The 23,312-nt window shown below is 49.0% G+C and carries 19 protein-coding genes and 5 tRNA genes; 12 read left to right on the forward strand and 12 right to left on the reverse strand.

What is annotated here, in order from left to right; all coding sequences use genetic code 11:
• Positions 1 to 12: 12 nt before the first annotated feature.
• From EHS89_RS08930 to serB, 6 genes are all read left to right on the forward strand, one after another.
• Entirely contained in the window at positions 13 to 330 is a 318-nt protein-coding gene (locus EHS89_RS08930) for a DUF3467 domain-containing protein (protein ID WP_124925807.1), read from the forward strand.
• 73 nt (positions 331 to 403) lie between these two features.
• Positions 404 to 2,242, forward strand: coding sequence for a GAF domain-containing protein (locus tag EHS89_RS08935; RefSeq protein WP_124925808.1), 1,839 nt, complete (start codon positions 404 to 406; stop codon positions 2,240 to 2,242).
• A complete protein-coding gene (locus EHS89_RS08940) occupies positions 2,242 to 4,389 on the forward strand; it encodes a zinc metalloprotease (protein WP_124925809.1) in 2,148 nt (715 codons plus the stop codon). The genes EHS89_RS08935 and EHS89_RS08940 overlap by 1 nt, the downstream gene beginning before the upstream one ends.
• Complete coding sequence (locus tag EHS89_RS08945) at positions 4,389 to 6,371, forward strand: preprotein translocase subunit SecA (protein ID WP_124925810.1); 1,983 nt, start codon at positions 4,389 to 4,391, stop codon at positions 6,369 to 6,371. The genes EHS89_RS08940 and EHS89_RS08945 overlap by 1 nt, the downstream gene beginning before the upstream one ends.
• Positions 6,371 to 7,186, forward strand: coding sequence for an efflux RND transporter periplasmic adaptor subunit (locus EHS89_RS08950; RefSeq protein WP_124925811.1), 816 nt, complete (start codon positions 6,371 to 6,373; stop codon positions 7,184 to 7,186). Before EHS89_RS08945 ends, EHS89_RS08950 begins: the two co-directional genes overlap by 1 nt.
• Positions 7,187 to 7,263: 77 nt before the next feature.
• Positions 7,264 to 8,478, forward strand: coding sequence for a phosphoserine phosphatase SerB (gene serB / locus EHS89_RS08955; protein WP_124925812.1), 1,215 nt, complete (start codon positions 7,264 to 7,266; stop codon positions 8,476 to 8,478).
• Between the two features lie 117 nt (positions 8,479 to 8,595).
• Here the strand turns inward: serB and EHS89_RS08960 are convergent, their stop codons facing one another.
• From EHS89_RS08960 to EHS89_RS09015, 12 genes are all read right to left on the reverse strand, one after another.
• Positions 8,596 to 10,731: an EAL domain-containing protein gene (locus tag EHS89_RS08960; protein ID WP_124925813.1), complete on the reverse strand. Its 2,136-nt coding sequence runs from the start codon at positions 10,729 to 10,731 to the stop codon at positions 8,596 to 8,598.
• A gap of 339 nt (positions 10,732 to 11,070) precedes the next feature.
• A tRNA-Gln gene (locus EHS89_RS08965) sits at positions 11,071 to 11,145 on the reverse strand.
• A 9-nt stretch (positions 11,146 to 11,154) separates the two neighbouring features.
• A tRNA-Met gene (locus EHS89_RS08970) sits at positions 11,155 to 11,231 on the reverse strand.
• Between the two features lie 112 nt (positions 11,232 to 11,343).
• Positions 11,344 to 11,418: transfer RNA gene (locus EHS89_RS08975), tRNA-Gln, on the reverse strand.
• Between the two features lie 18 nt (positions 11,419 to 11,436).
• Positions 11,437 to 11,513, reverse strand: a tRNA-Met gene (locus EHS89_RS08980).
• A gap of 168 nt (positions 11,514 to 11,681) precedes the next feature.
• Positions 11,682 to 12,773, reverse strand: coding sequence for a redox-regulated ATPase YchF (gene ychF, locus EHS89_RS08985; RefSeq protein WP_124925814.1), 1,092 nt, complete (start codon positions 12,771 to 12,773; stop codon positions 11,682 to 11,684).
• 19 nt (positions 12,774 to 12,792) lie between these two features.
• Positions 12,793 to 13,383, reverse strand: a complete 591-nt coding sequence (gene pth / locus EHS89_RS08990) for an aminoacyl-tRNA hydrolase (protein WP_124925815.1) — start codon at positions 13,381 to 13,383, stop codon at positions 12,793 to 12,795.
• A 25-nt stretch (positions 13,384 to 13,408) separates the two neighbouring features.
• A complete protein-coding gene (locus EHS89_RS08995; protein WP_124925816.1) occupies positions 13,409 to 14,008 on the reverse strand; it encodes a 50S ribosomal protein L25/general stress protein Ctc in 600 nt (199 codons plus the stop codon).
• Between the two features lie 188 nt (positions 14,009 to 14,196).
• On the reverse strand, positions 14,197 to 15,141 hold the full coding sequence (locus tag EHS89_RS09000) for a ribose-phosphate pyrophosphokinase (protein WP_170167461.1): 945 nt from the start codon (positions 15,139 to 15,141) through the stop codon (positions 14,197 to 14,199).
• Between the two features lie 314 nt (positions 15,142 to 15,455).
• Positions 15,456 to 15,530, reverse strand: a tRNA-Gln gene (locus EHS89_RS09005).
• Positions 15,531 to 15,627: 97 nt separating this feature from the next.
• Entirely contained in the window at positions 15,628 to 16,233 is a 606-nt protein-coding gene (lolB, locus tag EHS89_RS09010; protein WP_124925817.1) for a lipoprotein insertase outer membrane protein LolB, read from the reverse strand.
• A gap of 11 nt (positions 16,234 to 16,244) precedes the next feature.
• The gene (locus EHS89_RS09015; protein ID WP_124925818.1) at positions 16,245 to 17,963 is read right to left on the reverse strand and encodes a tetratricopeptide repeat protein; all 1,719 of its coding nucleotides are present in this window, start codon (positions 17,961 to 17,963) and stop codon (positions 16,245 to 16,247) included.
• A 232-nt stretch (positions 17,964 to 18,195) separates the two neighbouring features.
• Between EHS89_RS09015 and hemA the strand changes: the two genes are divergently transcribed.
• The 6 genes from hemA (at position 18,196) to EHS89_RS09045 (ending at position 23,305) form a co-directional block, all read left to right on the forward strand.
• On the forward strand, positions 18,196 to 19,464 hold the full coding sequence (gene hemA / locus EHS89_RS09020) for a glutamyl-tRNA reductase (protein WP_124925819.1): 1,269 nt from the start codon (positions 18,196 to 18,198) through the stop codon (positions 19,462 to 19,464).
• Between the two features lie 6 nt (positions 19,465 to 19,470).
• Positions 19,471 to 20,559, forward strand: coding sequence for a peptide chain release factor 1 (prfA, locus tag EHS89_RS09025; RefSeq protein WP_124925820.1), 1,089 nt, complete (start codon positions 19,471 to 19,473; stop codon positions 20,557 to 20,559).
• 24 nt (positions 20,560 to 20,583) lie between these two features.
• Entirely contained in the window at positions 20,584 to 21,414 is an 831-nt protein-coding gene (prmC, locus tag EHS89_RS09030; protein ID WP_124925821.1) for a peptide chain release factor N(5)-glutamine methyltransferase, read from the forward strand.
• A 72-nt stretch (positions 21,415 to 21,486) separates the two neighbouring features.
• Positions 21,487 to 22,254 (forward strand): HesA/MoeB/ThiF family protein, encoded by a 768-nt coding sequence (locus EHS89_RS09035; protein WP_124925822.1) that lies wholly within the window; start codon positions 21,487 to 21,489, stop codon positions 22,252 to 22,254.
• A gap of 3 nt (positions 22,255 to 22,257) precedes the next feature.
• A complete protein-coding gene (locus EHS89_RS09040; protein ID WP_124925823.1) occupies positions 22,258 to 22,653 on the forward strand; it encodes a CoA-binding protein in 396 nt (131 codons plus the stop codon).
• Positions 22,654 to 22,951: 298 nt separating this feature from the next.
• The gene (locus EHS89_RS09045; protein ID WP_124925824.1) at positions 22,952 to 23,305 is read left to right on the forward strand and encodes a RidA family protein; all 354 of its coding nucleotides are present in this window, start codon (positions 22,952 to 22,954) and stop codon (positions 23,303 to 23,305) included.
• The last annotated feature ends 7 nt before the right edge of the window (positions 23,306 to 23,312 follow it).

Below are 23,312 nucleotides of genomic sequence, written 5' to 3' on the forward strand. Positions count from 1 at the left end.
TAAGGAAGCAACATGGCAGATCAAGAAAAGAAGGTACAGAGCCCGACTATTCGCTGGGATGACTCTAAAATGACCAGCACTTACGCCAATGTGTGTAATGTCTCCAGTACCAGGGAAGAAATTACTATGCTGTTTGGCCTGAACCAGGCATGGAATGCACAGCAGAAGCAGCTGACGATTGAACTGTCAGATCGTATTATTCTTAACCCATACGCTGCTAAGCGGATGGCGACCTTATTGAACGGTGTACTGGCACAATACGAAGAGCGCTTCGGTGAGATCGGTGAAGGTAGTCCTGAAGCGGCTGAAGCGGTTAAAGCTGAGCATTAAGTTTAAGCTGGCTTGTCAGTGCCCGGTTTATACCGGGCATTGTTGTCTTTGAATGAACTGAAACAGGGTGGTTATGCAGTTAGATTCGCAGTTAGATTCTGAAACCGGTAACGAGTTACTACGCCAGGCCTGGGTGCAGTTTAGTGGAGCTGAAAGCTATACTGACTACTGTCAATATTGGCTGGAACTGATGTGCACCCGTATCGGTGGCGTCACTATGGCGACACTGGTATTAGATAGCGGTGAAAATGGCTTTCTCCCTAGTGCGATCTGGCCAGAAAAAAGTCAGCCGGATGAAGAGTTTACCGCACTGATTGAAGAGGGCATTGAAGAGGCGTCCGGATTGGTGCATTCCCTGGCGTCCGGTAGTTACGGTGTGGCATTTCCTATTCGGTTGGATGATGAGCTGGCGGGGGTGGTTGCGCTGTCGCTTAATGTCCCGCATATCGTGCTGCCTGAAGTAATGGAACAGATTCAGTGGGGTAGCGCCTGGATTGAACTGCTGGTTCGCCGTCAACGGGGTAAAGAACAGACAGAACAGTTTGATCGCTTGTCCGGCGCGGTTGATCTGCTGGCGGCGGTGCTGAGCGAGGCCCGCTTTCAGCCTTCAGCGTTGCGGTTTGTTAATGAGTTAGCCGCAGCATACGGTTGTGATCGAGTAAGCTTTGGTCTGACAAAAAGCCGCCAGACCGAGGTGACTGCGCTGTCCCATAGTGCTCAGTTCGGTAAGAAAATGAATCTGATTCGTCGCCTGTCCGGGGTGATGGATGAGGCTATTCTGCAGCGCGGAGTGATCAGCTATAACGCTGCTGCTACGGATGAAAGTCAGCTGGTGATGCGCGAACATGCGCAGTTTTCTCAGTCGGGCGGTAACGCTAATATTCTGACTATACCATTACACAGTGGTGATGATTATTTTGGTGCGGTGACACTGGAGCGCCCTGTAGGTCAGGCATTTGATGAACAGGAACAAGGCCGGATCTGCAGTATTGTTGCCCTGTCTAGTGAGGTGCTGCGCAATAAACAGAATCAGGATAGTTCCTGGTATCAGCATCTGTATCGCTCGACTAAAACCCAGTTACAACGTTTGTTTGGTGCAGGTTATCTGGGGCGTAAGCTTATCCTCACGAGTATCGCGTTGGTGTGTCTGTTTTTTACCTTTGCGACAGGGACTTATCGGGTTGCCGCCGACAGTGTGCTAGAGGGCGAGGTCCGTCGTGCGGTGGTTGCGCCATTTGAAGGCTATCTGGATGATGCGCAGGTAAAGGCCGGTGACAGGGTCAGTGCCGGGCAGGAGATGAGTCGACTGGATGACCGTGATCTGACGTTAGAAAAGCTCGGCTACCTCAGTGAAGGTGCTAAGTTACAACGTCAATACGAAGAAGCGGTCGCTAATCGGGACCGGGCTGAAGCTAAGATATTACAAGCGCAGCTGGAACAAAACCTGGCGCAGCTCAACCTGATTGAAAGCCAACTGCAACGTACCCGCCTTAAAGCGCCTTTCGATGGCTTAGTGGTGAGTGGTGACCTGAGTCAGCGCTTAGGCAGTGCGGTAGAGCAGGGTGAGGTGCTGTTTGAAGTCGCCCCCCTTGAACGCTATCGGGTGATTTTGTGGATAGATGAACACCGTATGGCCGATATTGATAATGGCCAGCAGGGGCGGTTGATTCTGAACTCATTACCGGAGCAGAGTTTTGCGTTCAGCGTATCCCAGGTGACACCAGTGACTGAAGCCAGAGATGGTGGTAACTATTTCAGAGTTGAGGCGCAACTGCAGGATATTTCACCGGGTTTACGTCCGGGTATGGAAGGCGTAGGTAAAGTTGAAATTGACGACCGGCGTTTGATCTGGATCTGGAGTTATCCACTGATTCAGTGGGTGAAACTTAAACTCTGGTCCTGGATTCCCTGATGTCGGCGTCGCTGTTTAGCCCTTTCTGGCACCGGGTCGCAGCGGTTAAACCCCGGTTGCGTTCTCATGTTGAGATTAACCGACATATCTATCGTGGTGATGTCTGGTATGTGATTCAGGATGATGCCAGTGGCCGCTATCATCGCTTTACGCCCCAGGCTTATGCCCTGATCGGGCTCATGGATGGACAGCGGGATCTGGATCAGATCTGGCACAGCGCCGGTGATCAGCTGGGCGATGATATGCCCTCCCAGGACGAAGTTATCCAGTTATTGTCACAGCTGTATCGGGTTGATCTGGTGCAAACCGATGTTATCCCCGATATTCGTGAAGCCTCTGAGCGTCGAGATCGTGAACGCCGCAATAAAGTGATGGCGGTGGTGAAGTCACCTCTGGCCATTAAGATCCCACTGTTAGACCCCGAACCCTTTCTGAACCGCACGGCGGGCCTGAGTCGTTGGCTTTTTAATCCGATAACGGGGCTGATATGGCTCTGGTGTATTGGCTGGGCGTTGATTCAGGCGGGCTATCATTGGGATGAGTTGACCGAAAACCTGGCTGACCGGGTGTTGGCGGCAGAAAACCTGTTTCTGATCTGGCTGGTCTATCCGGTGGTTAAACTTATTCATGAGTTTGGCCATGCTTACGCCCTGAAACGCTGGGGTGGTGAAGTGCATGAGATGGGGGTGATGTTCCTGATTTTTATGCCTATACCCTATGTTGATGCTTCCTCTTCGGCGGCTTTTCGTAATAAATATCCGCGCATGATGGTTGCCGGTGCCGGCATTATTGTGGAAGCGTTTATCGCGGCGGTGGCAATGGCGGTATGGGTTTATGCTGAGCCGGGTCTGGTACGTAGTCTGGCGTTTAATACACTGCTGATTGCCGGTGTATCAACGCTGTTATTCAATGGTAACCCCCTGCTACGCTTTGATGCTTACTATGTATTGTCGGACTTTCTCGAGATTCCAAATCTGGCGGGGCGTGGTACCCGACAAGTCGCTTATCTATGTAAGAAATACCTGTTAGGTCAGGAGGATTCAGAGTCGCCAGCCTATAGCCGGGGCGAAGCTCGCTGGTTGTTGTTTTATGCGGTTACCAGCTTTATCTATCGGGTTTTTATTACCATCAGTATTGTGTTGTTTGTCGCCAGTGAACTGTTCTTTATCGGTATTCTTCTGGCTATCTTGTCGCTCTACAATATGTTTGGTAAACCTTTAATTAGCATCATTAAATATCTGTTTATGGATCGACGCATGGTACAGAAAAGGGGTCGGGCTGCAGGTGTTACTATTGCAGTATTTGCTATGATCGGGGTGTTGTTATTCGTGATACCAGTGCCTCGAATGACGGTTGCTCACGGAATATTCTGGGCACCAGAGTCCGCTCGCCTAATGGCCGCTAGTAATGGTTTTTTAGAGCAGATTAAAACCCGCTCCGGTGAGCAGGTCAGTGCGGGGCAGACTTTGTTTGTCAGTCAGAATGATGAGTTGGAATCGCAGCTGGACCGTACGGCCGGACGTATTAAAGAGTTGCTGGTGCATTACCGTACGGCGGTGGCGGATGAGCGCCAGAATGAAGCCGGAATCATTCAGGAAGAAATTCAACAGGCCCGTGCTGAGTTAAGTCGTGGTTTAGATGAGAAACGGGATCTGGTTATGCTGAGCCCGGCTGATGGGGTGTTTCAGCTGGCTATGCCGGTTGATCCACAGGACCGTTATATCCCTCGTGGTACGCTGATGGGCTATCTGCTACAGCCGGGTGAATATCGCATACGGGCGGTCGTGGGTCAGGATGAGGTCGCTGCTGTGCGTAACGATCTACAACAATTGTCAGTACGTTTATCGGAGAATTTTGATCAGGTTATCGCTGCCCGGCTGGTGGGTGAAATTCCCAGTGCACAAAAGGCTCTTCCCAGTGCAGCACTTTCCGTTGATGGCGGTGGACAGTTTGCACTAGACCCTGCCGCGCAGGATGCACCTGAAGCCTTTGATCCGGTTTTTATTTTTGATATTCAGATAGAGGATATGCCGGTGTCCCGCATAGGTGAACGGGTTTATGTACGCTTCGAGCACAGCCCGGAACCGGTGGGCTTTCGCATATACCGCCAGATTCGGCGGACTTTGCTGAGGGAGCTTGAATTCTGATGTTCCGAACTTTCGATCATGCACCGGCAGATTACCGGCATCGGCCTGAACGTCCGGTACGTCAGGCTGATTGGCTGGAGCGGTTGCAGCGACGAGTGGTGGGGCGATTTGAATTAAACCCTTTACGCATGAAGTTGCGCCAGCGGCGTTTTATTAATGCCGTTAAACGTCATACTGAGCAACTGGACACTAACTCTGATCAACAGTTGGTTCAGAGTGCACGTGAGCTGGGTGATCTGATTCGGGTCGAAGGCTTCAGTGATGCTTTATTAGCGCAACAGTTTGCCATTATCCGGGAGATGTCGGGCCGGGTCCTGGGTATGCGGCATTTTGATAGCCAGCTGACGGGCGGTTGGATCATGGTGCAGGGCCGTATAGCCGAGATGAAAACAGGTGAAGGTAAAACCCTGACCGCAGTACTGCCTGTGATAACTGCTGCGCTGGCGGGGTTGCCGGTACATGTTATCACCGTGAACGATTATCTGACCGCGCGGGATGCTGAAGAGATGGCGCCGCTGTATCAGTGCTTTGGTTTATCCTTGGGAATCATAACTCATGAAGTCGACCCGGCAGGCCGGCGCGATGCTTACAGTCGGGATATTGTCTATGTGACCGGCAAAGAGCTGGTTTTTGATTACCTGCGTGATCAGATGAAACTTGAGCATCGGCAGCCGTTAAGAATGCAGGTCGAATCGCTGAAAACAACCAAGGTAGAGTCTCAGTTGCAGCTAAGGGGATTGCACTTCGCATTGGTGGATGAAGCCGACAGTGTACTGATAGACGAATCCCGAACCCCTCTGATTATCTCCGGTGTGCAAGGTAACGAAGAAGAACAGGCTTTTATCGAAACAGGCTGGGCACTGTCGTTTCAATTGCAGCAGGATGACGATTTTATGCTTAATAAAGATAAGCGTGAAATCGACCTGACCGAGGAAGGGCGCAGAAAACTACAGTACCTGAGTCAGGACCTGGGGCCGCTTTGGAAAGGCGCGATACGGCGGGAAGAGATTATTCACAAAGCACTACTGGCCCGCTTTATCTACGAACTTGATAAAGACTATCTGGTGCGGGAAGGTAAAGTTGAATTGATCGATGCACTGTCGGGTCGGGTGATGGAAGGGCGCTCATGGGAAAAAGGCCTGCATCAGATGGTGGAGCTGAAAGAGCAATGTGAACTGACTCAGCAGCGAGTCACGCTGGCCCGGATAAGCTATCAGAACTTTTTTCGCCGTTATCTGCACCTTTCGGGTATGACAGGCACCGCATGGGAAGTACGCGACGAACTATGGCGGGTATACCGTCTGCCAGTCACGCCGGTTAAACCTAATAAAGCTGAGCGTCGGCTTGCTCTGCAATCCCGGGTATTTAGAGAAGATAAAGACCGCTGGCAAGCTGTTACCGGGCGCTGCCAGGAATTGGTACAGCAGAGTCGCGCCATTCTGATAGGTACCGCATCAGTGGCAGAGTCAGAGATTGCCAGTGAGCACCTTAAACAGGCAGGCTTAGCGCACAAGGTACTGAGTGCCAAACAGGATAAAGAAGAAGCCGGTATTGTTACCGAAGCAGGACAGCCGGGACGTATTACGGTGGCGACCAATATGGCGGGGCGGGGCACGGATATTAAGTTATCGCCGTCGGTGCAACAGGCGGGAGGGCTGCATGTGATACTGACCGAGCACTATGAGTCGAGCCGGGTTGATCGGCAATTGGCAGGGCGCTGCGCCCGGCAGGGCGACCCGGGTAGCTTTGAGATGTTGCTGAGTCTGGAAAATCAGCCGGTTCGCTCACTGCGGGGTAAGAGTCTGCAACCGACTTGTCGTAGCCTGGGTGTGAGTTCAGTCGCCGGCCAGAAAGCTGCATTAAGCTTGTTACGGGCCGAACAGCAGTTCGTTGAACGACAGAACTATCTGGCACGGCAAGCCACCCTTGAGTATGATCACAAACAAAATGAATTATTAGCTTTTGCAGGATCGGTGGATTAATGATCAGAATAATAACCCTGATGAGTATGTTGCTGGCCACTAATGTGCTGGCTGTAACCGAATCAGAAGCGCAAAAACTGCTGGATATGCCGTTGGATGAGTCATCTGCGGCACAGTCAGATAATAAGGGATTCGGGTCTGTTAATACCAATACCCCCGCCCGGGCAATGGATTGTTTGCTGACCCCCAGCGTTGACGCCAGTATCGCCAGTCCGGTGGTGGGGGTGATTGATAAGGTATTAGTGCAGCGGGGGGATCTTGTCCGCAAAGGTGACGTACTGGTTAAATTGAGGGCGGAAGTTGAGCAGGCCACCCTGAAGCTGAATCAGGCCCAGACCGAATATGGCAAGCGCACAATTAAGCGTAATACTGAGCTGTATGAGCGTAATCTTATCTCTGAACAGGAGAAAGATGAGATCATCATGAATAATCGGTTATACGGTTATGAGATGGCTCAGACCCGGGCGATGCTGGGGCAGAAAACCATACGCAGCCCTATCACCGGTGTGGTTGTCGATACTTTCCTCGATGCCGGTGAATATGTAGGTGAAGAACCTATTCTACAGGTCGCTCAACTGGATCCGCTTTATATAGAGGCGGTGATGCCGGCAAAATACTTTGGTGAAATAGTCCAGGGTAGTGAAGCGGAGGTTACCCTGGAGGAGCCGCTGGCAAGTGAGCATCTGGCCAGAGTCTCCATTGTTGATCGGGTTTTAGATGCCGCCAGTGGCACTTTTGGTGTACGTCTGGTTCTGAAAAATAGTGATTATCTGCTACCTGCAGGTTTGAAATGCAGCATTAGTTTCGATCTGTAACAGACTTCATGGGCTGAGATGTTATAATTTTCGCAACTTCACACACAGCGCTTTTACACTATATAAAAAATCAGGTCATGAAAGAGATAATTCTGCTTAACATCTCCGGTCAGGATAAGCCCGGAGTTACGTCCTCAATTACCAGCATACTGGCACAGTTTGATATCGACATTCTCGATATCGGCCAGGCGGTTATCCACAACACCTTATCACTGGGTATTTTGATTGGAGTCCCTGTTGAAGCCGAGGCTTCAACACTGCTGCGCGATATTTTGTTTAAAGCCCATGAGCTGGATGTCAATATCCGCTTTGAACCGGTCTCCGGTGATGAATATGAAAGCTGGGTAGGCGCACAGGGTAAATCTCGCCATATTATTACTTTGTTGGCACGTAAAGTGACTGCAGAGCATATAGGTAAAGTGGCCCAGACTGCGGCTGATCATGGTCTGAATATTGATAATATCAGCCGGCTATCCGGGCGTATTTCACTTGATAGCGCTGAGGAAAAAACCAAGGCCTGTGTTGAGTTTTCAGTACGGGGTGCTCCTGCTGATACGGCTCAACTGCGTGAAGAATTCTTACGTATTGCCAGCGATCTGGATGTTGATATCGCCTTCCAGAAAGATGATATCTATCGTCGTAACCGTCGTCTGGTGGTATTCGATATGGACTCAACCCTGATTGAGGCTGAGGTGATCGATGAATTGGCTAAAGAGGCCGGTGTCGGCGATCAGGTTGCCGAGATCACTGAAGCGGCTATGCGTGGCGAGATAGACTTCACTGAGAGCTTTAAGCGCCGTATGGCACTGCTGAAGGGCTTGGATGAGTCTGTACTGGCTGATATTGCTCAACGGCTACCGTTGACGGAAGGTGTTGAAGAGCTGGTGTCTAATCTTAAGGCGCTTGGCTTTAAAACAGCGATTCTGTCCGGTGGTTTTAATTACTTCGCTAACTTCCTGCAGCAGAAGATGGGCTTTGACTACGTTTATGCCAATGACCTGGAAATTGTCGATGGTAAGGTGACCGGTAATGTTACCGGTACCGTGGTGGATGGTAAGCGCAAAGCGGAACTGCTGCGTAGAATCGCCGAGAAAGAGGGGGTCTGCCTCGAACAGACGATTGCCGTTGGTGATGGTGCGAATGATCTGCCGATGCTGTCGATTGCCGGTTTAGGCATTGCGTTCCGTGCTAAGCCGTTGGTTCGTAAGAGTGCCAAACAAGCGATATCAACCCTGGGGCTGGACGGTATTCTCTACCTGATCGGCTTCAGGGACCGGGATACGCTTAATTAATCGTTATACTGCTGTGAAGGGCGGCTAGCTTCAGGTTGGTCGCGCACATGCTGGTAGTTACGTCAGTGTTATAAAAACTAAAAAACCGCCTTTTGGCGGTTTTTTTGTTGTTTCTGACTACTCAAAGAAATCGTAACTCATCTCCGGGCCGGGTGGCTGCAAGTAGTAACCTTGCACGTAATCGATACCAAACTTCCAGAGTTTACCCATGAGCTTAGTGTCTTCGACCAGCGGCGCTATTGTGGTGATTTTAGCCGTCTTGAGTTCAGCGATCATTTTGGCAAAGCCTTTGTCGGCGTTGTTTAAGTTATCCAGATCCTGGATATAGGAACCATCTAATTTGATTAGCGTTGGTTTCAGTTTTTTACGCAGTGCCAGACTATTAGGTGATATGCCAAAATGTTTGATACAAAGTCGACAGCCCAATTTGCTAATGCCCAGGGCAAAGCGCTCAGCTTGAGGTAAAGCTGTTGTCAGGTCGGACTCGCTTAATTGGAAAACGATCAGGTCGGCAGGGATGCGATATTGCTTTAGTTGCTCAGAAAGCCATTTGAGCGTGTCCGGGCTTTGAAAGAACCGAGCTGTCAGGTTGATGTAAATCCGGTTGCGTTTCTGTTCTTTGAGCTGTTCAGCAATTTTGGTGAAGCTATTCTGAATGACCCATTTGTCCAGATTAATACTGGTTTCGGCATGATCCAGTGTGGTGAGGAATACATTGGGTGAGACACCTTCGGTACTCTCATTATCACTGAGCCTTAAAAATACTTCATAGTTGCCAAGCCCATTAGCGCTGGTCAGTCCAACAATCGGCTGAAATAACAGGTGGAACTGATCATTGGCCAGCGCATCTTCAATCAGCTTAATCGCAGAGTTATCCTCTTCAAGCTCGGCCTGGTGTACCAGTTCATAGAGTTTAGCCCCATTGCCGCTGCCTTCTTTACTACTAATTGATTCTGCCGCGTGCCGAGCCTGATCCAGTATTTCAAGGTAATGCGGGGCATTATCGTTGATCGTACTGATACCGATACTACAGGTGGTTTGAATTGTTATTCCGGTGACATCTATCTGTTGCTGTGAAATGGCCTTACAGAGCAGTTCAGCCAGTTTAATCGCTTTACTGGTGTTGGGGTCATGAAACAGTACCGCGAAAATACCATCACCGATGCGTGCGCATATATGAGCCCGGTTAATTTTGGCATGCAGTAGTTCGGCTATATCAGCCAGTACTATATCGGTACCTTTACTGCCTAATTCTGAGAGCAGGTTCGCGTAGTTATCGAACTTAATATATAAAAGATTACAATCTGCCCCACCGGGTAACGCTTTATGTACTGCCTTTTCCAGTGAGTTTAACAGATAGTCTTTGTCATACAGGCGGGTGATAGGGTCGAGATTGGCAAAGCTGTCTTCATTGGCTTTGCTGTCTGGTTCAATGATGACCTGTATGCAGTTTTGATGCTGATAGCGTGCCGGCTGAATGCTAAAACTCGCCATGAAGTTAGTGCCGTCAACACGGCGTCCACTGAGCTCCAGTTGTACCGGATCGATACTTTTATCCAGGCTGCTATGAAGGGCTGTAATCAGTTGTTCACGATGTTTCATCGCGACAAACTTATCCAGACTCTGGCCATGCAGGTTTTGCTTGTCTTCCAGACCGAACAGATCTGCAAACGCCTGATTGGTATAGACAGGGTGAAGGTCAGAGTTGAGGTAGAGGATCGGTAGTACGGACAGATCAGATAATTGTTTACAGAGCTTCTCTGTTTCGGTCTGTTGAACTTCAACCGCTTTAAGGCGACGGCGATTTTCCAGGTGTTCAAGCTGTTGGCGAATCTGAATCAGCAAAAGTTCCTGCTCATCCAGAGAGATGACCGCCGCCATCTTTGCTTTTAAGCCCTGCAATAATGACTGATTAGTGCTCTTGGGTACTAGCTGGATAACAGGTATATCCCGGTTTTGTCGTTGCAGGATCTGAATAGCTTCTTTGGCGGTAAACTTACCTTCCACCTGAGGGCTGAGAATCAGGTCCCAGGCTCTTTCACTCAAGGCTGCACTGAATTCATCTGCAGACTGAACCTGCTTGCCTCTGGGAGCTAAGCGGGCACCACGTAGTAAGGTGATAATTGGATCGGCTTCTTCCGCTGAAAGCCCGAGAAACAGTATGTGCACATTCTTGCGCAGACGCTGACGCTTCTCTGAGATAATCCTTTTTAACAGGGCGTCGGGGTTCCCCGTTTTAACTTGTCCGCTCATCGCATTCTTCTATCGTTAAACAACAGCTAGGAAGCTCCCAGTGTATCCCCTTTATTTTGTTCTGTCAGGCTGAAAAGCAGTATCTAAATCAATAGCATAAATAAAACGTTTGTTTGATTGCTGGGGTTGGGTTGTGGCAAAGCTGAATAGCTAATGATATTTGTTCGTTGCGGAGTATAGATCTGTGGGGCAAGGGGCAGAAATGGATAACTAAAGAGGCTTATTCTGGTGTCTTACAAATGACATAATCGTGGCGAACCAGATTCAGTTCAAAAGCGAGAAGCTTAGTAAGCTAAAGGGGTATTAAACAATTGGAGTGGTAATTCCTGAAGTAGGAAATGGCTGGGGTAGCAGGATTTGAACCTGCGCATGACGAGATCAAAACCCGTTGCCTTACCGCTTGGCGATACCCCAGCAACATAATGGTGGCAATAGCGGGACTCGAACCTGCGACCCTCGCATTATGAATGCGATGCTCTAACCAGCTGAGCTATATTGCCGTTTATATAACAGTGGGTTTAATAACTGTTATACAAATGTGGTTGGTAATAATCAGAATAGAATTCTAATTAATACTCACCTTTTTACTCACTATAAATAGTTTGTAAAAGATGGCTGGGGTAGCAGGATTTGAACCTGCGCATGACGAGATCAAAACCCGTTGCCTTACCGCTTGGCGATACCCCAGCATTATTGATAAAGGCATGGTGGCAATAGCGGGACTCGAACCTGCGACCCTCGCATTATGAATGCGATGCTCTAACCAGCTGAGCTATATTGCCTTAGCACTTATCAAGGCCGCGAATTATTCTCTTTTTTGGCATGCCTGTCAACCGGTTAGAGTTAAAAAAGCAGGGAAATGTTGTACTGAATTTTCAGCTACAAAAAAGCCGCCGGATATTGCTATCGGGCGGCTTGTTTTTGACTGTTTTTTAAACAGCCATAGCTATTTATACGTTGAATCGGAAATGCACTACATCGCCATCTTTAAGGATGTAATCTTTTCCTTCAAGGCGCCATTTGCCGGCATCTTTAGCGCCAGACTCGCCATTGAATTCAATGAAGTGGTCGTAACTAACGACTTCTGCACGGATAAAGCCTTTCTGGAAGTCGGTGTGGATAACGCCGGCGCCTTCGGGAGCGGTAGCACCCTCTTTTACTGTCCAGGCGCGCACTTCTTTTACGCCAGCAGTGAAGTAAGTGTGTAATCCCAGTAGCTGGTAGCCGGCGCGAATAACCCGGTCAAGACCCGGCTCATTCATGCCCATTTCCTGCAGGAATTCCATCTTCTCTTCATCTTCAAGCTCTGAAATCTCGGCTTCCATCATGTTGCAGATAGCGACGATCTCAGCACCTTCTTCTTCAGCCAGGGCACGTACTTTATCCAGATGCGGATTGTTTTCGAAGCCATCTTCAGAAACGTTGGCGATATACATGGTTGGCTTAGTCGTCAGCAGGTGGAACTGCTTGATCTCGGCTTGCTCTTCATCATTCAGTGTTAGCGCGCGAACCGGTTTGCCTTCTTCCAGCTGGGCCAGAACTTTTTCCAGGATGACTTTAGATTTCAGTGCATCTTTGTCACCGCTTTTGGCGATACGCATTACTTTCTGTAGCTGCTTCTCAACAGATTCCAGGTCGGCCAGTGCCAGTTCGGTGTTGATAATCTCAATATCATCCAGTGGATCGATCTTATTCGATACGTGGATAACATTTTCATCTTCGAAGCAGCGTACTACATGTGCGATCGCATCGGTTTCGCGGATGTTAGCCAGGAACTTGTTGCCTAGCCCTTCACCCTTAGAAGCGCCCGCCACCAGACCTGCAATATCGACAAACTCCATGGTTGTTGCCAATACGCGTTCTGGATTCACAATCTCTGCCAGAGCATCCAGACGTGGGTCTGGCATAGGTACGATACCCGCGTTAGGCTCGATGGTGCAAAAAGGGAAGTTTTCCGCGCCGATACCCGCTTTGGTCAGTGCGTTAAACAGTGTAGATTTGCCGACGTTTGGCAAGCCAACGATGCCGCATTTGAAACCCATGGCAGTAGTCCTGTGGTAGTTATTCTGCTTTGAAAGAATGTAGTTTAGTCATTGCTTTTTGCCAGTCGCCACTGGTGGCTTGTTCCAGCACTCGCAGCGCTTCGTCAATTGCCGCTTCGGTCATATTGAACTCTGACGTCGGGGCTTTCTTTAGTACGAAGCCGCTAACCTGACTTGCGCTACCGGGATGACCGATACCTAGACGCAAGCGGTAGAAATTCTTGTTGTTGCCCATTCTGCTGATGATATCGCGTAAACCGTTGTGGCCACCGTGACCTCCGCCTTGCTTAAAGCGGGCAACACCGGGGGGCAGATCCAGTTCATCATGTGCGACAAGGATAGATTCAGCAGGAATCTTATAGAAATTAGCCAGTGAGGCAACCGCCTGGCCACTAAGATTCATAAAGGTGGTAGGGATCAGCAGGTGAACCGGTTTTCCGTTCAGGCTGATTTTACCGTAGAGGCCGTGAAACTTAGTTTCAGGCTTCAAAGAGATAAGTTGTCGGGCAGCAAGCTGCCCGACAAAATCGGCTCCGGCATTATGACGGGTTTGGTCGTACTTCTGACCTGGATTACCCAGGCCAACGATCAATTGTATCTGGTCTTGCATACCGGAACCTGTATCAGCTAACTAATTAGCCTTCAGCTTTTGCGCCACGTGGAGCGTAAGTCTGAGCGATGCCTTGGTCACGGTCAGCGCCACGACGCAGTTGTACAATCTCAACACCAGCAGGCAGAGTGATGTCAGACAGGTGAATTACCTGACCCATCTCGATTTCAGCCAGATCAACTTCCAGTGCTTCTGGCAGTTTGTCAGCCAGGCAGCGCACTTTAGTAGTGTTCTGCTGTACAGCGTACTTAGCATTAGCTTTGCCCGCTGGAGACTTGTTGAAGTTGATGAAGTTCAGAGGAACAACGATTTCGATAGGCGTAGATTTAGTTACGCGCTGGAAATCGATGTGCAGAACTGAGTTACGTGCAGGGTGGCGCTGCAGATCTTTGATGATAACTTTTTCTTCTTTGCCTTCTAGTTCCATAGTCAGGATAGAAGAGAAGAAAGAAGGATCTTCAAGCTGCTTAACCAGTACGCGGTTTTCCAGAGAGATAGACACAGGCTTCTTGCGCTTGTCACCACCGTAAACTACAGCTGGAACAAAACCAGAATGACGCAGGCGGCGGCTCGCACCTTTCCCTTCGTCTTCGCGAGGCTGTGCATTCAATACAAAATCGGTCATTTTAATACCTATAATAAAAACAAAACTGCAAGTACCTTGCGACCAGGTAATTGCAGTTGGTTTAGTTAGCCCTTAATGGGCACGTTGCTCCTTCACAGGAGCCTGTATCAGTCAGTCCGCTAGTTATGCCTTGCGGCTAACTAGCGGATTATTTCAATGTTTTTGTTAAGCGGACTGTTGAGTCGGGCTTAACGGAACATTGCACTGATAGATTCTTCATTGCAGACGCGGCGTACCGCTTCTGCCAGCAATGGTGCCAGAGTCAGTTGACGGATCTGAGGACAATTCGCAGCTGCTTCAGACAGCGGAATTGTATCAGTCACAACCAGTTCATCCAGATCAGAGCCGGTAATGTTATTTATTGCAGCGCCAGACAGTACTGCGTGAGTTGCGTAAGCAACAACACGAGTAGCACCGTTTGCTTTCAGTGCTGAAGCTGCCTTACACAAGGTGCCGGCAGTGTCACACATATCATCAACCAGGATGCAGGTACGTCCTTCAACGTCACCGATCAGGTTCATTACCTGCGCTTCATTAGCTTTTTCGCGGCGCTTATCGATGATTGCCAGGTCGCAGTCATCAAGCTGTTTAGCAACGGCGCGGGCGCGGACTACACCGCCTACATCAGGGGATACAACAATTGGATTCTCGTATTTCTGACGTGCGATCTCATCCAGTAGAACCGGAGAGCCGTATACGTTATCAACAGGGATATCAAAGAAACCCTGGATCTGATCGGCGTGCAGATCAACGGTCAGTACGCGGTCAATACCAACGCCTGCCAGCATGTCAGCAACGACTTTAGCGCTGATTGCTACGCGGGCAGAACGTGGTCGACGATCCTGACGGGCATAACCGTAGTAAGGAATTACTGCGGTAATACGGCTGGCGGATGCGCGACGCAGTGCGTCAGCCATCACAATCAGCTCCATCAGATTGTCATTTGTAGGTGCGCAAGTGGATTGCAGGATGAAAACATCCTTACCACGGGCGTTCTCATGAATCTCAACGCTGACTTCGCCATCGCTGAATTTAGTTACAGTGGCTTCTCCCATTGGGATGTCGAGGCGTTCAACGACTTTATTGGCAAGCTCTTGGTTAGCGTTACCAGTGAAAACCATCATTTTAGGCACGGCGTCTACCTTCTCGGATCTGCTGTCGTTTAATTGAGATTCGTTTGTCGTATATGTCGGGGCTTGCACTCTAATTCAACCTCTTAGCGAAGGATCAGGTACCGCTGCCCGGCACATACTCTTAAACAGTGTAATTTAGTTAAATCTTTCAGGAGTGTTGGGCGTCAATCTTTACTACAGATTTAGCCTTTGAGTCCTGTATTCCATCTGTTAGATGCTTATATAGTGAGGAAAAGATAGCTGTGCATAACCGTAGGATTAAATCCTGTTATATGCTTAACCACCTATGCACACTATAAAAAGCTTATAAAAGATGGCTGGGGTAGCAGGATTTGAACCTGCGCATGACGAGATCAAAACCCGTTGCCTTACCGCTTGGCGATACCCCAGTAACTGTTCATTGCCGGCTTAGGCCGCAAATGAGGCGCACATTTTCCCGGAAGCGCTGACTAAAGTCAAACAAATGGAAGGGCAAATCAATGCTTTTCAGTGCAGAATTTGCCACTCTTTAGCTACGATCGTGATGCGCAGATCATCACGATTTATGGTGAGCTTTCCTGGTAATTGATAACCACTCTGCTCGGTAAATCTTAAGTAATTGATTTGCCAGTTATTCTGAGTGATTTTTTCAGGCAGTTCCTGGCTCAGACTCAACTCGAATGGTGTGCCGGGTGCCGGGACTCCTTTAACCCAGTAAAGAAGTTCTCGTACCGGGAATTGCCAACCCAGCGTTTGCTCCATGAGTAGCTCGGGAGAGGGGGCCCAGATAGGTTTCTCACCGGCGACATCGATAGTGATACCTGCACCGTTACCTTCAATACGTGCGCCGCCCTGACCCAGTGGTCCTGTCAGTTCTATCTCATAGTGCTGTTGTAATTGTTGCCAATAGAGGCTGGCGCTACTGTTGTCAGTGGCCGTGCGGATGCCAATTTTACCTTTTAAACGCCACCGCTCAGCAGCCAGTATCATGGCTTGCTGTTGCTGCCAGGGACGCTGATTGAGCGCTGTGTCGACCTCTTCTGTGGGCGTCAGGTTTAAAGCGGAACAGCCACTAAGCAGAATAATGAATAGTACAAATAAGCTTCGAAACATTACTGTAGCCTCTAGCGTGGCGCGTTGATGGCGCTGGCGGCATCGATCAAAAACTCATTGTCCGGGTGTTTCAGCAGTTCTTGCTGAAGCAGGTCGAGCGCTTGCTGTTCCTGCCCTGCAGCGTGGTAAGCCTGGATCAGGTGACTGCTGACTTCAGGATCGGGGAACGCATCCCAGGCCTGTTTCAGAAAGCTGATAGAATCCCGGGCTTTACCCTGCTTGTATAGAATCCAGCCCATGCTGTCGAGGATGGCCGGATCCTGAGGGTTTAACTGGTGCGCTTTACTGATAAGGTCAAAAGCTTCATCGAGTCGATCGGTATAAATGGTCAGGGTATAGCCCAGTGCATTCAGAGCCATACTATTATCTGGTTCTAGCTCTAATACCTGACGCAGATCTTTCTCTATCAGGCTGATATCCTGCGGATCCAGTGTCATTGCTCTGGTATAAAGCAGATTAATATCGTTGTTATGTTGCTGTAATGCTTCATCCAGCAGACTGAGAGCACTGCTTTTACTATCGTGAAGATTGAGCCATTCAGCTTCAAGCACATATAGCTGAATGCTTATTTCCGGTAAGGAGCTACGGCCTTCCTGCATAATGGTCTGTAATCGGGACTGATTGTCGGGATGATCCAGCAGGGAAGATATCCGGCTGAAGGACTGCATGATGTTATTGCTGTCTCTGACCTTAAGGAAATGCTCAATTGCCAGTTCAGTGTTTTTCTCGCGCTGTTCTATTAGCCCGAGATAGTAGTGTGGAGTCGAATTGTTAGGGTAACGTTCCAACAGATCTTCCATTATGGCCCGGCTCTGATCGATCTGCTTGTTTTCAAGCAGTAGAAGAGCAACATAAAAACTCAGCTGAGGTTCGTCAGGAAAGCTATCGTTCAGAAGTTGAGCTTGTTGGCTGGCTTTTTTAATCTGATCTGATTGAAACAGCAGCTGCACATAAAGGGTGAATAGCTGTTGGTCAGCTTGTTCGCTGTCTAGCTGAGGCTCTATCAGCCGAATGGCTTGTTTGTATTTATTCTGTATGCGGAGTAACTCGGCTTTTTGAAATAGTGCTGCTTTGTGGCTTTTGTCCAGCGCCAGGGCCTGGTCAAAACTATCGAACGCCAGCTCTGGTTTACCCAGGTTTTTATAAAGTATGCCCAGCGTTGTCTGTAACTCAGCACTATTGTTTTGCTGTTTATGTTCTTTAAGCAGCTGAATGTAAGCTTGTGTTTCTTCCGGACTAAGCTGGTCTGCCTGAGAATTAATGATTAACAAAGACTGCTTATCAGAGTGTTTTAGTGCTTTGCGTAGTAGGGGCAGGGCAGCACTGAAGTCGCCTTTTCTCAGTAATAAACTGGCTGAGATCTGGTAAGGCTCAGAGTTTTCAGGTTCGGCCTGTTGCCAGAGAGAGCTTGCCAGAAGTAACTCGTCCTCTCGTTGCAGGTACTGCGCGATATGGGTGGCACGCTTGGCTATAGCTGCATCACCGGTTAATTGCGCCTGATGAAGATAGTTCTCCAGCGACAGATCGAAGTTTTTTCGCTGTCCCGCCATCTCGGCAACGATCAGTTCATACAGGGTTTCCCGGTTTAGTTCACCGGGCTGATATTCTACATTGGAAAGCGGGATGACAGAGGTGGTCTGAGTATCCTGATTTTGCATACTGCTACAGCCGCTTAGTAATGCGGTTGCTAATGCTGTAGTAACGATAGTCGCGATAAAAGGTGCTTTCATTTAGCTGTTCTTGTGCTTCACAAAGGTAGATGGCTCCACTATAGATGAATCCCCTGTCGCTTGTCATATATTGGCCTGCTAAGGGAGAAATATTAGTGATTTGGTGTGCTTCGATTGCAAGTATGTCGAAAAAGGCAAAAAAATTGATCTGATCCGGGTTGGGATTTTTAACCTTTCAGTTAATAAAGTGTATCATTACGCGCTTATTCAGATCTGGATGTTGTTTTCCTCTATGGCTTTGCTCGCGTTAGGTATTAATCACAAGACGGCTTCAGTTTCGGTTCGCGAGAAAGTTGCTTTCGCACCGGAACAGATGGCGGATGCACTGGCACAGGCCTGCGAGCTGGCTCACTTGAAAGAAGTTGCCATTCTCTCGACCTGTAATCGTACTGAATTGTATTGCTCTACAGAGCTTGAAGGTACCCGGGCTCTGTTGGAGTGGCTGGGTGGTTATCATGAGCTAGACCCTGATGAACTTCAGAGTTGTAGCTATGCATTCTGGGGGCAGGAAGCTGCCCAGCATATGATGCGTGTTGCCAGTGGCCTGGATTCTATGGTGTTAGGTGAACCCCAGATCCTTGGACAGCTAAAGTCCTGCTATGCAGTATCCCAGGATACGGGTGTGGTAGGGGCGGAACTGGCCAGGTTGTTCCAACAAACCTTTGCTGTCGCTAAGAAGGTTCGCACAGATACGGCTATTGGCGAAAACCCGGTGTCGGTTGCTTATGCTTCGGTGAGTTTGGCGCAGCATATCTTTGCTGATCTGAGCGATAGTAAAGCACTGCTTATCGGCGCCGGTGAAACGATAGAACTGGTTGCCCGTCACCTTTCAGAAGCGGGTGTTCAGCAGATGACCGTGGCTAACCGTACTTTGGTTCGGGCCGAAGCTCTGGCTGAAGAATTTAGTGCAAAAGCGATTCTACTGGGTGATATCCCGGAAGCGTTGGAAGATGCTGATATTGTGATTGCCTCTACTGCCAGTCAGTTGCCTATTTTGGGTAAAGGTGCAGTGGAGTCAGCGCTTAAGAAACGTAAACATCGCCCTATCTTTATGGTTGATATCGCTGTGCCGCGGGATATTGAGCCTGAGGTTGCTGAGCTGGATGACGTCTACCTTTATACCGTCGATGACCTGAAAGAGGTTATTGAAGAGAATGTCCGCAGTCGTGAAAGTGCAGCCCGTGAAGCGGAAACGATGGTTGAAGCGGGGGCGGTTGATTTCATGCGCCAGCTGCGCGCTCTGGGTGCTGTTGAAACCGTGATGGCGGTGCGACAACAGGGCGAACAACTTAAAAATGTTGAATTAGAAAAAGCCCTGCGACAATTGCAGAACGGCAAATCAGCCGAAGATGTGCTGAATAACCTTGCCCGTGGACTCACTAATAAATTACTTCATACGCCGACCGTACAGCTGCGTAAAGCCAGTGCTGAAGGGCGTGAAGACTATCTCGAGATGGCGCAGGATCTGTTTCAGCTATCCGAATTAAAAAAAGAAGACTGATTAGTAATGAAAGAATCTATTGCCCTGAAGCTAGAAACCCTGGCTGATCGTTTTGAAGAACTGGCTGCTCTGTTGGGTGACGCAGGGGTGATCTCCGATCAGGATAAGTTTCGCGCCTATTCGATGGAGTATGCCGAGCTGGAGCCGGTGGTGAATTGTTTCCAGTCTTATCAGTCAGCTCAGGGAGACCTTGAAGAAGCTCAGTTGATGCTGGAAGACTCTGACCCTGATATGCGGGAGATGGCGAAAGAGGAGTTTTCTGAAGCCAAAGAGAGCATTGAAACCCTGGCGCAGGAACTGCAGATTCTGCTGTTACCGAAAGACCCTAATGATGCCCGGAACGTCTTTTTGGAAGTACGTGCTGGTACCGGTGGCGACGAAGCGGCGATCTTTTCCGGTGATCTGCTACGGATGTATAGCCGTTATGCAGAAAACCAGGGCTGGAAGATTGAAGTTGTCAGTGCTAACGAAGGTGAGCATGGTGGCTTTAAAGAGGTTATCGCGCGTATTGTTGGTCAGGAAGTGTATTCCCGGCTTAAGTTCGAATCCGGTGCTCACCGGGTGCAGCGGGTTCCTGAAACTGAATCTCAGGGTCGTATTCATACCTCTGCCTGTACTGTTGCAGTCATGCCTGAGATGGATGAAGTCAGTGATATCGCGATCAATAAAGCTGATTTGCGGGTTGATACCTTCCGGGCCTCTGGCGCAGGTGGACAGCACGTCAACAAAACTGATTCTGCGATTCGTCTGACTCATATCCCGACTGGGGTGGTAGTGGAATGTCAGGAAGAGCGTTCACAGCATAAGAACCGGGCCAAGGCGATGTCATTATTGGCGTCTCGTTTACAAGCCGCGGAGCAGGAAAAGCATGCCGCTGAACAGGCCAGTACCCGTAAATCACTGGTCGGTAGTGGTGACCGTTCTGAGCGTATTCGTACCTATAACTATCCTCAGGGTCGGGTAACCGATCACCGTATTAACCTGACGCTGTATAAATTGCAGGAAGTGATGGAAGGTGCACTGGGTCAGATAGTTGATCCGTTGGTCAACGAGTATCAGGCTGAGCAGCTGGGTGCCCTGTCTGACGGCGATTAATCGATTGTCCATGAATGCTTTGTTATGAATATTTCTGAAGCGATAGCATGTCATAGTCGGCTTGTCGGGCTGAGTGATAGCCCGCAGGCGGATGTAGAATTGCTGCTATGCCATGTATGTCAGCGTTCACGAACCTTCTTCTTTACTCATCCTGAATATCAGTTATCCGAGACTGAAGCCGAAAGCTTTGAGTCGTTGCTGAAGCGACGCGAGTCGGGTGAGCCGGTGGCTCATCTGACCGGTAGCCGGGGATTCTGGACTCTGGATCTTGATGTAACTCCTTCGACACTGATTCCCCGTGCAGATACTGAATGTCTGGTAGAAAAAGCACTGGAACTTATTCCACATTCTACGGCCAGAGTATTAGATCTGGGTACCGGTACCGGTGCGATTGCTCTGGCGCTGGCATCGGAATGCCCGGCCTGGCAGGTTACTGGTATTGACCTTGTGGCTGAGGCCGCATCACTGGCAGAACAGAACCGTAATCGGTTGGGGCTTAACAATGTCACTATCCTTGAAGGTAGCTGGTTTGAGCCTGTTGATGGGCAGTATGAACTGATTGTCAGTAATCCTCCCTATATCGATCCGCAAGATCCTCATCTGCAACAGGGAGATGTGCGTTTTGAACCACTGAGCGCCTTGATAGCGGATGAAAATGGATTAGCGGATATCCGCTATATTGCTACAACGGCAAGACAGTATCTGAGTGATGGTGGCAAGCTGTTATTTGAACATGGTTATGATCAAACGGCGGCGGTGCAGGAAATATTAAAACAGCTGAATTACACAGAGATTGATTCGGCGCAGGACTATGGCGGCAATGACCGTATAACATGGGCAACCTGGTCTGGATAAAATTTTAACGGGATTTTGAGTGTTTTTTTAATCGGTTTACCCGTTAAAAAGCTGATAAAGAGAATAAGAATAATGCTGAACGATGAACAGCTGCTGCGCTATAGCCGGCAGATTATGTTGCCAGAAATTGAGATTGCAGGTCAGGAAGCCTGGCTGAATGCCACTGTACTGATCATCGGTGTGGGCGGTTTGGGTAGCCCGGTTGCTATGTATCTTGCTGCCGCCGGAGTAGGGCGACTGATACTGGTAGATGATGATGAGGTTGAACTGACTAATCTGCAGCGTCAGATAGTGCACCGTACCTCCACCATCGGCCAGTCAAAAGTTGCGTCTGCTAAACAGACATTATCCGAACTTAATCCTGATACCGATGTCATTACAATCGATCGACGCTTATCGGATTCTGAATTGGAACAGCAGGTTTCAAAAGCGGACCTGGTGCTGGATTGTACAGATAATTTTTCAACTCGCTTCACCGTGAATGATGCTTGTGTGAAGCACCGTAAACCACTGGTGTCTGGTGCGGCTATTCGCCTGGAAGGTCAGGTTGCGGTGTTTGATTCCCGCCAGGATGATGCGCCCTGTTACCGTTGCCTTTATCGTGATGGCAGCGATGAAAACCTGACCTGTTCTGAGAGCGGTGTTTTGGCGCCATTAGTCGGTATTATCGGCTCGGTACAGGCGATGGAAGCATTAAAGGTGCTGGCAGATGTGGGTGAGCCGCTGGTCGGAAAATTATTACTTTTAGATGGTCGCTATATGGACTGGCGAACGCTCAAACTACGACGGGATCCGGAATGTCCTTGTTGTGGTCAACTACAAAAGCAAAAGGAGCAGTAATAGATGGAAACTATTCGTCGGGTATTAGAAACCAGTAAAACCATTGCTATGGTGGGTGCGAGTCCAAAATCTCACCGGGCCAGTAATCAGGTTATGCATTTTTTACTCTCTAAAGGCTACAACGTCATTCCGGTTAATCCGATGAAGATTGGCGAAACTATCCATGGTCGGGAAGTTGTGGCATCGTTGGCTGATATTAAAGAGCCGATCGATATGGTCGATATTTTCCGTAACTCTGCTGAAGCGGGCGACGTTGTGGATGAAGCCATTCAGGTAAACGCAAAGGCTGTCTGGATGCAGTTAGGTGTTATTAATGAGATGGCGGCAGAAAAGGCTGAAGCGGCCGGACTGGAAGTCGTTATGGATCGTTGTCCTGCTATTGAAATTCCCCGCCTCTGATCTGATTCTTTTGCCGTTGTTTTTTATAGCTGAGGGCTAAGCACTTTAATTAAGTACTTTAATTAAGCCCCTCAGCTAAGTTCTTCATTAAACTCTTCAATTAAGGACTTAACTAAGACTCTCAGCTAAGTCCTTAACTAAGACTCTCAATTAAGCCTCTCAGTTAAATTCTCTGTTAATTCTTATACTTCAATTCAATTAGCCGTGTGGTGATCTGAATTCAGAAGCATTGTACTGGTGCCATTTCATGCGAGCGCTACAATAGTTGCTTTTGTTTAAGCTTAAAGGGTGAAGTGTAATGTCTATTGAACGTATGGAAACCGCTCAGCGTATGAGCCGGATTGTTATCCACAATGATACTGTTTATCTTTGCGGTCAGGTGGCTAAGGATGCCAATGCCGGGATTAAAGAGCAGACTGAGACCATGCTGGACAAGGTTGATGCGCTGTTAGAACAGGCCGGTAGTGACCGTAAAAATATCCTGTCGGCGACAATCTATGTTCGTGATATGAAAGACTTTGCCGGTATGAATGAGGTGTGGGATAACTGGGTGCCAGAAGGTTATGCTCCGGCCCGTGCCTGTGTTGAAGCCCGTATGGCTCGCCCAGAGCTACTAGTAGAAATCTCTGTTGTTGCTGCGCTTAAGAAGTAAGCAAAAT

The organism is Amphritea balenae (assembly GCF_003858655.1).
Taxonomy (GTDB): Bacteria; Pseudomonadota; Gammaproteobacteria; order Pseudomonadales; family Balneatricaceae; genus Amphritea; species Amphritea balenae.